Origin of the sequence: Streptomyces sp. H51 (assembly GCF_035656535.1) — a bacterium.
Classification (GTDB): domain Bacteria; phylum Actinomycetota; class Actinomycetes; order Streptomycetales; family Streptomycetaceae; genus Streptomyces.
The window spans coordinates 24,761-37,186 of the sequence record NZ_JAYMHD010000083.1 but is presented as its reverse complement, the minus strand read 5'-3'; the positions used below and the strand labels follow the sequence as shown (position 1 = coordinate 37,186).

At 73.2% G+C, this 12,426-nt stretch carries 8 protein-coding genes and 1 riboswitch; of the genes, 4 read left to right on the top strand and 4 right to left on the bottom strand.

Annotation, left to right across the window (positions count from 1 at the left end):
* Nucleotides 1-295: 295 nt before the first annotated feature.
* From VKA29_RS32805 to VKA29_RS32795, 3 genes are all read right to left on the bottom strand, one after another.
* Complete coding sequence (locus tag VKA29_RS32805) at nt 296-1,090, bottom strand: enhanced serine sensitivity protein SseB C-terminal domain-containing protein (protein ID WP_324789675.1); 795 nt, start codon at nt 1,088-1,090, stop codon at nt 296-298.
* A gap of 153 nt (nt 1,091-1,243) precedes the next feature.
* A complete protein-coding gene (locus tag VKA29_RS32800) occupies nt 1,244-2,041 on the bottom strand; it encodes an enhanced serine sensitivity protein SseB (protein WP_324789674.1) in 798 nt (265 codons plus the stop codon).
* 751 nt (nt 2,042-2,792) lie between these two features.
* Nucleotides 2,793-3,461: an AAA family ATPase gene (locus VKA29_RS32795; protein WP_324789673.1), complete on the bottom strand. Its 669-nt coding sequence runs from the start codon at nt 3,459-3,461 to the stop codon at nt 2,793-2,795.
* A 178-nt stretch (nt 3,462-3,639) separates the two neighbouring features.
* Nucleotides 3,640-3,773: riboswitch (glycine riboswitch) on the top strand.
* Between the two features lie 150 nt (nt 3,774-3,923).
* On the opposite strand from VKA29_RS32795, the gene gcvT reads away from it, so the two are divergent.
* The 4 genes from gcvT (at nt 3,924) to VKA29_RS32775 (ending at nt 8,342) form a co-directional block, all read left to right on the top strand.
* Entirely contained in the window at nt 3,924-5,042 is a 1,119-nt protein-coding gene (gene gcvT, locus VKA29_RS32790; protein ID WP_324789672.1) for a glycine cleavage system aminomethyltransferase GcvT, read from the top strand.
* A 110-nt stretch (nt 5,043-5,152) separates the two neighbouring features.
* Nucleotides 5,153-5,530 carry a glycine cleavage system protein GcvH gene (gene gcvH / locus VKA29_RS32785; RefSeq protein ID WP_324789671.1) on the top strand — a complete coding sequence of 126 codons (378 nt, stop codon included), beginning with the start codon at nt 5,153-5,155 and terminating at the stop codon, nt 5,528-5,530.
* Nucleotides 5,531-5,544: 14 nt separating this feature from the next.
* Complete coding sequence (glyA, locus tag VKA29_RS32780) at nt 5,545-6,810, top strand: serine hydroxymethyltransferase (RefSeq protein WP_324789670.1); 1,266 nt, start codon at nt 5,545-5,547, stop codon at nt 6,808-6,810.
* A 164-nt stretch (nt 6,811-6,974) separates the two neighbouring features.
* Complete coding sequence (locus VKA29_RS32775) at nt 6,975-8,342, top strand: L-serine ammonia-lyase (RefSeq protein WP_324789669.1); 1,368 nt, start codon at nt 6,975-6,977, stop codon at nt 8,340-8,342.
* 98 nt (nt 8,343-8,440) lie between these two features.
* Here VKA29_RS32775 and VKA29_RS32770 read toward each other — a convergent pair whose 3' ends face one another.
* A complete protein-coding gene (locus VKA29_RS32770) occupies nt 8,441-12,403 on the bottom strand; it encodes a tetratricopeptide repeat protein (RefSeq protein WP_324789668.1) in 3,963 nt (1,320 codons plus the stop codon).
* Nucleotides 12,404-12,426 lie beyond the last annotated feature (23 nt).

Genomic DNA, 12,426 nt, shown 5'->3' with positions numbered 1-12,426 from the left:
CCTCTCAACCGGCGGTAGCCGGCCCGCACTTGCCGCTGTAGCGGCGTCATCAGTCCGTCGTACACAGGGGCGAAAGCCCCTGGAGCGGGAGTCTTCAACGCTTTGGCGATCTGTTGCCAGACTTGACGGGGAAAGGATGCGTAAACGTGATGCGGGCTGGAGGGTTCCGTTATCCGGACAGTGGGTAGCGAGGGCCGGACAGGGACGGGTGTGGCTATATGGGACACGGGAGGATCTTACGCCGCCATCTACGCGCGAAGAACAGCACCCCCTGCGGGAGGGCTGTGAGGTCGTCTCAGTATGCGCCGTGAGCCGGCGGATAACCGTATCCGGCTGCCGGAGCCTGCGCGGGGGCCACGTGCGCCTCTCGGTCGTAGAAGGGGCGGGCGTTCGCCCGCAGCCACATCGCGACCGGGTCGTGGCCGTCGGACATCGCCACGGTCGACACCGGCAGGCCGTCCGGCACCGCCCCGATGGACTGCTGCATCATCGCCCGCACCGAGTCCACCGCGGGCGGCGAGGTGTCGTACACGTCCAGGCCGATGGCGAGGTACGGCGCCCCGAGCGCGGGCTGCACCCAGGCGCGGCGCAGCGAGCGGACGGCCGGGGTACGGTGGGCGTTCTGCGCGAGCAGCGCGTAGAACTGCGGGATCTCGATCCCGGGCTCGGACAGGCGCAGCGGGCCCGCCGGCTGGCGGTCGAGTCCGGTGGCGATGCGGCGCAGGTCGAGCCAGGGGATGCCGACGCCGCCGCCGGGGGCGTGCGGGTTGAGCCAGAGGCCGTAGTGGTCGGGGTACAGGGTGCGGGCCACGTCGAGCCCGTCGACGACCTCGTAGGATCGGTTCCAGCCACTGGCCGACAGCTCCTGCGCGGAGGTCACGCAGGGGGCGTAGCTGAAGCCGTCGACCTCCATGTTCCCGTACTGGGCGTCGGGGGACCCGGCCTGGCCGTGCCAGAGCAGCATCCAGACCTGGCCGGAGGACGGGGTCGCGAGCGCCCTGAGCAGCGCCTCGTAGGCGTCGTAGCGCCCGGGCGTCACCTGGCGCAGCATGTGCTCGACCTGGCCGGTCGTGGTGCCGCTGGCGCTCACCTGTACCGCCCCTCCTGAAAGTTGCTGCGGATATGAAACCAGCTTAAGCGCCCGGGGGGTCGGGGCTCCGCGACCGGCGGCGAGTACGTGTCCGCCGGGGCCGGCCGCGGGGTGTTCCCCGTCCCTGCGGGCGGGCTGCCCGTGCGGCGGCGGTTACAGGTGATCCCTCGAGTAGAACGGCCGGACCTGGTCGCGCATCCAGACCGCCACCGGGTCGTCGGTCACGTCCAGCAGGACCAGGTTCACCGGCCACCGGGTGGGGACCTTGGCCAGCGCCCGGCCGAGGGCCTCCAGGGGCAGCGCCCTGAAGTCCCCCTCCCACTGGGACAGCTCCACGCCCACGAACATCGCCGGGTCCGCGGTCTCGATCGCGGCCAGGCACCGGCGGGCCGTGGTGACGACGCCGGTGTCGGCGAACTCCGCGGCGGCCGCGGCGAGGAAGTCGACCGGGTCGTCCTGCCAGTCCGGTTCGAAGAGGCGGACCCGGCCGCCGGCACCGGGGCCGTCCAGCGGGGTGCGGCCGGCGCGGCACAGCTCGGCCACCGCGGCCGGCGGGAGCGGGACGCCGACCACGCCGTCCGGGTTCACGGCGATGCCGACCTGCGGCGGCAGGCCGCGGGCGAACTCGACGGCCGGCGCGATGGTGTACGACATGTGGTTGCCGACGACCTGGCGGAACTGCTCCTCCGAGCTGAAGACCGGCACGTACGCCTGCCCGTCGATCTCGAGGGTGGGCAGGTCGAGGGGGCCGCTGTCCGGGCCGCCGCCGTTGGGCAGCGGCACCCATACGAAGCTGCGCCCCAGCACCTCGACGATCCGCCCGCCGGCGGTGGGCACGCCGAGGGAGGCGGAGAGCACCTCCTCCAGCTCGTTGCCGGGCCATCCGCCGTGCGGATGGGGGTGCGCCTGTGCCGGAATGTCCGCGGGGAAGCCCGCCGCCGGGAAGTCCATCTGCCTACCGCCTGCTTGGAACCTGCTGTGGCTGAAAAGGCTAACGGGTAACGCCCGCCCGGCGGTCGGCCCATGAGCCGACGCCGGCTGCGGGCTGTACGACCGGCGTGCCGACGCGGGCCCGCGAGGGCCGGCGGTCCGCTGCCGACGGGTGGTGCGGTGCCAGTGCCAGTGCCGGCCGGTGCCGGTGCCGGCCGGTGCCGGTGCCGGCCGGTGCCGGTGCCGGCCGGTGCCGGTGCCGGTGGGTGCCGGTGCCGGCCGCCCGGGAACCCAAACCGCGCTCGCGCCCCGGCCGGCCGGGGACGGACGGCCCGGCGCCGGCCGGACGCAGGTCGGCATGCCGACGACGGCCGGAGGCCGACCGCCACGCCGACCGCCATGCCGGCGGAGGCCGGACCGGTCGCCTTGCCGGCGAGGCCGGACCCGTCGCCATGCCGGCGGAGGCCGGACCGGCCGGCCACAGCGCCCCGGGGAGGCCGTCGGCCACAGCGCCCGAGCCCGCCCGCAGGACTGCGGGGAGCCGGTGCCGGGCCGGTGGCGGCCAGCGGGGTGCCGCTGCCGACGGCCGGTTCACCGAAGGCTCCGGTGCGGCGATGCCGCCGGGCGGGCCGGGGCGTGACGCCGGGCGGGCGCACGGCAACGCGCGGTGCGGTGGGCGTGCGCACCGCGCCGCGGCGGGTGGCGTCCGGCGGCGGACGCACGCGCCGCGACGGGTGGCCGCGGGCAGTGGGCAACGCGCAATGAGCAATGGTCAGCCGGTGAAGGCGATTCTGCGGAGGACTCCGGAGGCGGGGCGGTCCAGGAGGATCGCCGAGCCGCAGCCGTCGGGCAGATCGCCGCGCTCCACCGCCCGGAGCAGGCGGGCCACGGCCGCGCGGTGCCGGGCGAAGGCGTAGCGGGAGACGCCGCGGCCCCGCTCCCGCTGCCCTTCCAGCGCGGCCTCGGGCGCGACGTCGAGCAGGAGCAGGTGCAGGGTGCCGCCGCGGCGGCGGGCCTCCCGGGAGAGCCAGCCGCGCACCCACGCCTGCGTGCCGCAGTCGTGCACGACGACGCCCTCGCCGGAGCGCAGGGCGCGGCGCAGCCCCGCGTAGTGGGCGAGGCGGACCAGGGGGCGGTAGACGGCGTAGGGCAGGAAGCGCGGCACGCGGCGCTCCCAGCGGTCGCGGGCGTCCTGGGAGTCGATGCGGACGCCCACCACCGCCCGCTCCATCAGAGTGGACTTGCCGCTGCCGGGCAGTCCGGTGACCACGACGACGTCGCGGGAACCGAACAGCAGGGCGTGCGGGCTGCGGCCGGATCGCTCGCGCAGGTCGCGGACGACCGGCGCCGGCCGGGCCGCGTACCGCTCGCGGGCCGGAGCCGCGGGCTGGTCGGGCAGCGCGAGAGCCGAGGTCGTCGCATACGCCGTGGGCCTTGTCACCGTGATCGTCCTCCCTGCGGGGTTCAGAGAGCTTCTCCCCACCGAATGTAAAAAGAAGGTAATCCACACTGTCTCCCGGTTCGGTGCGTTTACGGCCACAGGCCTGTCACAAGTAGCCGCCCGCCCACCATCCGGCGAAGCGTGCGATGATGTGCCCGCCAACTGCATACCGGCCGTTTGAATCCGCGCGGGAGAGTTCCCGGCAGCACGTACGCGTCGCCACGTTTCGCGTCGCCACGTGCGCCTCACCGGGACGCCGAAGGAGCAAGTCCCTCCCTTGAATCTCTCAGGCCCCGTTACCGCGCGGGCGAGGCACATCTGAAAAGCGGGCCGCTGTCGACCAGCGGCTCCACCCAAGGTGCAAGCCGTGATCCCGTCCCTGGTCATGGCGAACCTCTCAGGTTCCGATGACAGATGGGGAGGAACGACCTCGCTGTCATGCCCTGGGGAGACGACCGACCGATGAGCAGTACCGAAATCCGTCACACCGCCCTCGACGCCCTGCATCGCTCGCTCGGCGCGACGATGACCGACTTCGCCGGCTGGGACATGCCGCTTCGCTACGGCTCCGAGCGCGACGAGCACAACGCCGTACGCACCCGGGCGGGCCTGTTCGACCTCTCCCACATGGGCGAGATCGCCGTCACCGGCCCGCAGGCCGCCGCCCTGCTCGACCACGCCCTGGTGGGCGACATCGGCGGCGTGCGGACGGGCCGCGCCCGCTACACCATGATCTGCCGCGAGGACGGCGGCATCCTCGACGACCTGATCGTCTACCGGCTGGCCGAGACCGACTACCTGGTCGTGGCCAACGCCTCCAACGCCCAGGTCGTGCTGGACGCCCTCGTCGAACGCTCCGCCGGCTTCGACGCCGAGGTGCGCGACGACCGGGACGCCTACGCGCTGATCGCCGTCCAGGGCCCCGAGTCCCCCGGCATTCTGAAGTCCCTCACGGACGCCGACCTCGACGGCCTGAAGTACTACGCGGGCCTGCCCGGCACGGTCGCGGGCGTGCCGGCCCTGATCGCCCGCACCGGCTACACCGGTGAGGACGGCTTCGAACTGTTCGTCGCCCCGTCCGACGCGGAGAAGCTGTGGCAGGCGCTGACCGAGGCGGGCGCGCCCGCCGGACTGGTCCCCTGCGGCCTGTCCTGCCGCGACACGCTGCGCCTGGAGGCGGGCATGCCGCTGTACGGGCACGAGCTGAGCACGTCGGTGACGCCGTTCGACGCCGGGCTCGGCCGGGTCGTGAAGTTCGGCAAGGAGGGCGACTTCGTGGGTCGCGCGGCCCTGCGGGAGGCCGCCGACCGGGCCGCCGCCGAGCCGCCGCGCGTCCTCGTCGGCCTGGTCGCCGAGGGCCGCCGCGTCCCGCGCGCCGGGTACCCGGTCGTCGCCGGCGGCGAGGTGATCGGCGAGGTCACCTCCGGCGCCCCCTCCCCCACGCTGGGCAAGCCGATCGCCATGGCGTACGTGGACGCCGCGCACGCGGCGCCGGGCACCCCCGGGGTCGGTGTGGACATCCGGGGCACCCACGAACCGTACGAGGTCGTGGCGCTGCCCTTCTACAAGCGGCAGAAGTGACACCGTCGTAGCCGCGCGCGCGTGACACAGCGCACATCGCGCCTGGTCACGCACGTTCCTCGCAGTCCCCCACTCATCAGCAGTCCCCCGCGTACAGGAGAATTCAGGCCATGAGCAACCCGCAGCAGCTGCGTTACAGCAAGGAGCACGAGTGGCTGTCGGCCGCCGAGGACGGCGTCGCGACGGTCGGCATCACCGAGTTCGCGGCCAACGCGCTCGGCGACGTCGTCTACGCCCAGCTCCCCGAGGTCGGCTCCACGGTGACCGCGGGCGAGTCCTGCGGCGAGCTGGAGTCGACCAAGTCCGTGTCCGACCTGTACTCCCCCGTCACCGGTGAGATCACCGAGGTCAACGAGGACGTCGTCAACGACCCGTCGCTGGTGAACTCGGCCCCCTTCGAGGGCGGCTGGCTGTTCAAGGTGCGTGTCGCCGAGGAGCCGTCCGACCTGCTCTCCGCCGACGAGTACGCCGCCCACACCGCCGGCTGAGGAGTCGTCCCTTCATGTCCGTACTGAACACGCCCCTGCACGAGCTCGACCCGGAGGTCGCCGCCGCGGTCGACGCCGAGCTGCGCCGCCAGCAGTCCACGCTCGAGATGATCGCCTCGGAGAACTTCGCCCCGCTCGCGGTCATGGAGGCGCAGGGCTCGGTCCTCACCAACAAGTACGCCGAGGGCTACCCCGGCCGCCGCTACTACGGCGGCTGCGAGCACGTCGACGTCACCGAGCAGATCGCCATCGACCGGGTCAAGGACCTGTTCGGCGCCGAGTACGCCAACGTCCAGCCGCACTCGGGCGCCTCCGCCAACCAGGCCGCCCTGTTCGCGCTGGCCCAGCCCGGGGACACCATCCTCGGCCTGGACCTCGCGCACGGCGGCCACCTGACCCACGGGATGCGGCTGAACTTCTCCGGCAAGCAGTTCAATGTGGTGGCCTACCACGTGGACCCCGCGACCGGACTGGTCGACATGGCCGAGGTCGAGCGGCTGGCCAAGGAGCACCGGCCCAAGGTGATCATCGCGGGCTGGTCGGCGTACCCGCGGCAGCTGGACTTCGCCGAGTTCCGCCGGATCGCGGACGAGGCCGGCGCGTACCTGTGGGTCGACATGGCCCACTTCGCCGGTCTGGTCGCCGCCGGTCTGCACCCGAACCCGGTGGAGCACGCCGACGTCGTCACCTCCACCACGCACAAGACGCTGGGCGGACCGCGCGGCGGCATCATCCTCGCGAAGAAGGACTTCGCGAAGAAGCTCAACTCCTCCGTCTTCCCGGGCTTCCAGGGCGGTCCCCTGGAGCACGTGATCGCGGCCAAGGCGGTGTCCTTCAAGGTCGCGGCGAGCGAGGAGTTCAAGGAGCGCCAGCGCCGTACGGTGGAGGGCGCGCGGATCCTCGCCGAGCGCCTGACGGCGGCGGACGCCCGCGAGGCCGGGGTGAACGTGCTGTCCGGCGGTACGGACGTGCACCTGATCCTGGTCGACCTGCGCGAGTCCGAGCTGGACGGGCAGCAGGCCGAGGACCGGCTCCACGAGGTCGGCATCACGGTCAACCGCAACGCCGTCCCGAACGACCCGCGCCCGCCGATGGTCACCTCGGGCCTGCGCATCGGCACGCCCGCCCTGGCCACCCGCGGTTTCGGGGCCGAGGACTTCGCCGAGGTGGCGGACGTCATCGCGCAGGCGCTGAAGCCGTCCTACGACGCGGAGGCGCTGAAGGCCCGGGTGACGGCGCTGGCGGACAAGCACCCGCTGTACCCCGGTCTGAACAAGTAGGTCCTTCCGGACGCCTTCCGGGCCCGTCCTTCCGGGCACCCGTCCGGAAGGGTGTCCGGACCCGTGGTTCCGTTCCGCGCGGTGCCCCGCACACTCGTAGCCGAGTGGGGCACCGCGCGAACACCCTCCCGCACCTCCCACAGCCCCGTTCCCGAGGAGTCACCGTGGCCGTCTCGGTCTTCGACCTGTTCTCGATCGGCATCGGCCCGTCCAGCTCCCACACGGTCGGCCCGATGCGCGCAGCCCGCATGTTCGCCCGCCGGCTGCGCAACGAGGGCCTGCTGGAGGCCGTCGCGTCCGTGCGCGGCGAGCTGTACGGCTCCCTGGGCGCGACCGGCCACGGCCACGGCACCCCGAAGGCGGTGCTGCTGGGGCTGGAGGGGGAATCCCCGCGCACGGTGGAGGTGGAGACGGCGGACCAGCGGGTGGCGGACATCAGGGAGTCGGGCCGGCTGCGCCTGCTCGGCGAGCACGAGATCCCGTTCTCCTTCGACAAGGACCTGGTGCTGCACCGCCGCAAGGCGCTGCCGTACCACGCCAACGGCATGATCCTGCGGGCCCGCGACGCCTCCGGCGCCGAACTGCTGTCGAAGACGTACTACTCGGTGGGCGGCGGCTTCGTCGTCGACGAGGACGCGGTGGGCGCGGACCGCATCAAGCTGGACGACACGGTCCTGAAGTACCCCTTCCGCACGGGCGACGAACTGCTGCGCCTGACCGGGGAGACGGGCCTGTCGATCTCCGCGCTGATGCTGGAGAACGAGCGGGCCTGGCGCACGGAGGAGGAGATCCGGACCGGGCTGCTGGAGATCTGGCGGGTGATGCGGGAGTGCGTGTCGCGGGGCATGTCCCGCGAGGGCATCCTGCCGGGCGGCCTGAAGGTGCGCCGCCGCGCCGCCGTCTCGGCCCGCCAACTGCGCGCCGAGGGTGACCCGCTGGCGCACGCGATGGAGTGGATCACGCTCTACGCGATGGCGGTGAACGAGGAGAACGCGGCCGGCGGGCGGGTCGTCACCGCCCCCACCAACGGCGCGGCGGGCATCATCCCCGCGGTCCTGCACTACTACATGAACTTCGTGCCCGGCGCCGACGAGGACGGCGTGGTCCGCTTCCTGCTCGCGGCCGGCGCGATCGGCATGCTCTTCAAGGAGAACGCCTCCATCTCCGGCGCCGAGGTCGGCTGCCAGGGCGAGGTCGGCTCCGCCTGCTCGATGGCGGCGGGCGCGCTGGCGGAGGTGCTCGGCGGATCGCCCGAACAGGTCGAGAACGCCGCGGAGATCGGCATGGAGCACAACCTCGGCCTCACCTGCGACCCGGTCGGCGGCCTGGTCCAGATCCCCTGCATCGAACGCAACGGCATGGCCGCGGTCAAGGCGGTCACGGCCGCCCGGATGGCGATGCGCGGCGACGGCTCGCACAAGGTGTCCCTGGACAAGGTCATCAAGACGATGAAGGACACCGGCGCCGACATGTCGGTGAAGTACAAGGAGACGGCGCGCGGCGGCCTCGCGGTGAACATCATCGAGTGCTAGGGAGGCAGTCCCCGGCCTGCGCGTCCGCTTCTTCCAGCGCTGCCGCGGCCTTCCCCGCCGAGGTGTGGGGTGAGCGGCCCCCGCGTCGCGGCAACCCGTCAAGTCCGCCCGTCGCCATCGCGCTCCGTGCGGAGCGGGTGGCGCAGCTGGGCGGCTTCCCGGTGCCGGCCGGCGTGGTCGAGGAGGTCGGCCTTCACAAGGGTGGCCACCCTGCGCAGGTCGTCCTGGACATCCTCGGACGCGGAAGCGTGCCGGGTGAAAGTGGTGATCGCCTCGTCGACGGCCGTGGTCGCCCGCTCGATGTCGGTGCCGGCGGCGGCGCGGACCGCCGCGAACACGCATTGGGCGCGGGCGTGAGGCATGACGTCTCCGCCACGCGCGGCGAGTGCGCCCAGGGTCGTGACGGCTTCCTCGCTGTGCGCCAACGCGTCGTCGGTGCGGTCCAGCGCCTGTTCCAGGGGCGCCAGGCCGACGAGGATCACCGCCCGCCGGCGGAGCATGCTGTGGAGCATGGTGGGACCGAGGGACGGAAGGCTTCCGTCCCGGGTCGCGGCCAGGAGACGCTCCTGGGCGGTCGCCTCGTCCTGGTAGAGGGCGACGGCCTCCTCGAGCCGGTCCGTCTCGACCAGGGCCGCCACCCTCCGGTTGAGCAGCTCGGTCGCGAGATCCACACTCTGCTCGGGCAGCAGGGCCAGGGCCGGCATGCCGCGTTCGCGGGCGGCGCGCGGCAGAGGATGGTCAGGTTCCGGCTCGGGTGGGGACGGCGGCTTCCGGGCCGGTTCCCCCCGGGCGTCGCTGATGCGCCACCAGCGCTGGGCGTCGGTGACCCGGCCGTGCCGCATCCGGTGGTCGGCCAGGGACCGCATGGCCTCGGCGTGCCCCGCCTCGGCGGCTCGCGCGAAGGAGTTCTCCGCCTCGGCGGGCCGGTCCTGCTCCGCCAGCAACAGGCCCAGCCGGTGGTCGCCGTCGGGATCGCCGGCCTGTGCGGCGGTACGGAACCAGTGCTCGGCCGCCGTGAGGTCCCCGTCGTCCCACAGGGCCGCGCCCAGTGACACCATGGCGTTCGTCGCGCCCGCCTCGGCGCCCCGGCGGAACCAGCGCCGTGCCGTGTCCCGATCCTCCAGTTTCCAGTGCAGGACGCCCAGGTCGTGGCAGCCGGCTGTGACACCGGCGGCGACGGCCCGGGTCCACCAGGACTTCGCGTCCGCCGTCCGCCCGAGTTCCCGGTACAGATGACCGAGGTTGTACATCGCCTCGGGCAGGCCCGCCTCGGCCGCGCGGCGGCAGGGCTCCTCCGCCTCCGCCCTCCGGCCGGCCTTCACCAGCCGCACGGCCTCGTTGAAAGCGTTCACCACCTCGGCGTCGGACTTGGCCGGGGCGGGAGGACGGCCGGCGGCGCCGAGGGCCCGGAGGTTGTGCCTGACCACGTCCAAGGGCGACTCGTACCCGTCGTCGACGAGCACCAGCCGTTCGTAGAGCTCGACGGCCTCGTTCAGGGATGCCACCGCTTCGTCCCGGTCCACCTGCGCGAGTACCGCTCCGTGACTCGCCAGCGCGTGCGCCAGGATGCCCGCGTGCGCGACGCGGTCGGCCCGGAACAGCCTCCTGGCCCGGTTCACGGCCTCCTCGGCCACGGTGACCGCTTCCTCGTCCCGGCCGACGTCGGACAGCCGGCCCGCGTGGTTCAGCAGGGACAGGGCGAGGTCGGCGGTGTGGGCCTGTGGGTTCAGGGCGACCAGGTCGCGGCGGATCCTCACCGCCTGTTCGGCGAAGTGCAGCGCCTCGACGCCGTGCCGGAGCCGGAAGTGCGCGGTGCCGAGATTGGTCAGCGCCCGTGCCAGACCGGGCAGGTGCGCCTGTGGGGCGGCGTCCGTCAACTCCCTGTAAATCGCCACGCTGTCGCTGAGGTTCTTCAGCGCGGCCCGGTCCTGGCCGACCGCCAGCAGGCGGGTGCCGAGCCCGTTGAGCGCGAACGCGAGCCGCGGCGGATCGGCCAAGTCGGTTCCCGCCAGCCCCCGGTAGATCTGAACGGCCTCCCGGGCGGCCGCCAGGGCCTCGGTGCGCCGCCCGGTGTTCTGCAACTGGTTGCCGTAGTTGGCCCAGGCCAGGGCCAGATGGGGGAGGCACTCCCGCTGCCCGTCGTCCACGGCCGCGCGCAGCAGTTCGGTCGCTCGTCGGGTGAAACCGACGGCTTCTCCGTGCCGTCCCAGGTCCGACAGGTAGCCGCCGATGTCCATCGTGCACAGCGCGACCTCGCTCCCGTAGGTCTGCGGGTCGAGTTCGTCGAGCCGGTGCAGGGCGGCCAGAGCCTGGTGGTTGGCGCGGATCGCCTCCTCCTTGCGCCCGGAGTACGCCAGGCGCACACCGAGCCGGGAGTACCAGGACGCGGCGTCCTGCAGTCGGCTCGTGTCGTCCACACGCTCCCGGACCAGCCGGTCGGTCACCGCCGCCGCGCCCACGTCCAGCTCGACCTGGCGTCCCTCGGGCAACCGCATCTCGATGTCGAGCAGCACGTCGGTGTCGACGTATGCGGCCTCGCTGAGCGCGACCAGCGCCGCGCTGCCCGCCCGGACGGCGATGTCCGGTCGTTCTCGGAGCAGCGCGCCCAGCTCCGCGCCCACATGCGGCCAGCGGTCCGCGGCCGATGCGAGCACCACGACCGCGCGGCCGACGCAAGGCGGAACAGGCGCGTCCGGCTCGTCGATGCCGAGCAGGGCGCGCGGCACCGTGGTGGCCCAGGGGTCCGGGTCATAGCCGGAGACCTCGTGGCCGGGCAGCAGCAGGGCGACGAAGTCCTCGGCCAGCCGGTCGGGAAGGAGCGGCTCCAGCACCTGGGCGCGATTCAGCGGCGGATAGCAGAACCGGTGGTCCGTGAGAACCCGGTCGACCGGCGCCAGTCCGAGACGGTCGAGCCGGGCGACCCCACCGTCGTACGAGACCGCACCGCCGAGGACCGCGGCGAACACCGCGCGTGCCATCACCGTCGGCGAGGTGTCGAACTCCTCTCCCTGGAGCCGCGATCCGTACAGCCGACGCCACCCCATGCGCTCACGGTCCAGCAGGTACGCGGCGATGCCCTCGACACTGTCCGGCATCGGGCCGCCGGGATACCTGGCGGTGAGCGCCGCGACGAGGGCGGCCATGTGCAGCGTCAGCACCTGGCCGTAGGCGGGGCCGTCAAGTCCACGCACGGTCTCGGTGACCGGGCCGGTCACCCCCAGCACGGCACCGAACCGGTCGCGGGCGGTTGCGAACGCCCGCGACCGGTCCGGCATGCTGTCGGCGAACCGGCCCAGCGGCAGGTCCGTCACCGCGGCGCCGACCGACCGCAGTTCTCCCCGTAGCGCCGCCCACCACTGCACGGTCCGGCCGATCAGCAGCACCCGCACGGCCGGACCGTCCAGCAGCGGATCACGCAGCAGCTCCACCAGCTCCGGGTGTGCCCAGCGGTCGGCGTAGTCGACGATCACCAGCAGTCCGTGGGCCCCGGCCCGGCCCGGTTCCTCTCCCGGGCGCTCGGCAGTGGCGTGGTGCCGGGCCTGCACCACCTCCCACCCGGCCGCGGCCGACAACTCGGCGAACCGCGCCGCCAGCCGCGTCTTCCCTTCACCGCCGGGGCCGTGGAGCAGGAGAGCGGACAGCGCAGCGGTGCCGGCGTCGCGCCAGTCGGCCAGCGTGGCCAGCTCCTCCTCCCGGCCGCTGAACGGGACGATCCGACTGCGCGCGTCGAGCAGCCGGCTCGGCTGGTCGGCGAACTGACCGGCGTCCACCACCGGTGCGAAGGAGAACCGCTCAAGCCGGTGCGCCGGCGCTGCTCCGGAGACGAAGTCACCTATGAACACACCGGAGTTGGCGAAGCCGCCGTTGGCGGCGTATGCGGCCGCCGTCCGGGCCACCCGCACAGAACCGCCGGGGGCGCCGTCGATGCCTGGTGCGGGCCCCTGGTACCCGGTCACCGCCGTGCCCTCGGACCCGGCCGTGGGCTTCCCGGTGTCGCGCACGGAGGTTTCCGCGCCGCCCTTGGCTCTCCGGCCCCACCAGCGCCTGCCCGGTGCGGTCACGCGGCCCCCATCTTCTTCGCCTT